Origin of the sequence: Alcanivorax sp. 24 (assembly GCF_004360225.1) — a bacterium.
In the GTDB taxonomy this organism is placed as follows: Bacteria; Pseudomonadota; Gammaproteobacteria; order Pseudomonadales; family Alcanivoracaceae; genus Alloalcanivorax; species Alloalcanivorax xiamenensis.
In genome coordinates this window covers 1-487 of sequence record NZ_SNUA01000067.1, presented here as the reverse complement: position 1 = coordinate 487, position 487 = coordinate 1, and the positions used below count along the sequence as shown (strand labels likewise).

Here is a 487-nt window from a genome sequence, read left to right as displayed (position 1 = left end):
CCCATGCAGGCGCAAGTCAGTCAATCACATGACCGTTCGACCGTCTTATGCTACTCTATGCGTCAGTTGTATCTCGTCTCACGTCATGATGTTAGCACGGCCATCGATGATCACCTCACCTTTCTTGTGATCAACACCAACAATGATATTTACCGGTAATTGCTTTTTTTTTTTTTGGCGCCAGCGTGGTATTACTGAACCAGGGTTAATTGCTTCATCTTCATTAAAACCAATGTACAGTGATGAATTTACTATCGGCTACCAGCAAGAAGTGTTCGATACTAGGTCAGCGGGTGTACGCGCTATTTACCGTGATCTTGGACGCAGTGTTGAAGACACTGACGTCGGCCTGGTATGAGCGACAACGCTGGCAGAAACGGGCATTACCGATCCCGCGGGTCACTGCTGTTATCATGTGGTGATTGACGCAGGTGTAGCACTCCAGATACAACATGCATTTGTCGGTCTCAGCGAGAACGATACGGCG

1 protein-coding gene is annotated in these 487 nt (G+C 48.0%); it reads right to left on the bottom strand.

Going from position 1 to position 487, the window contains the following annotated elements:
• Positions 1-286: 286 nt before the first annotated feature.
• Positions 287-487, bottom strand: a 201-nt coding sequence (locus E0L37_RS21720; protein ID WP_205655679.1) for a hypothetical protein, incomplete at its 5' end; no start/stop codon positions are given.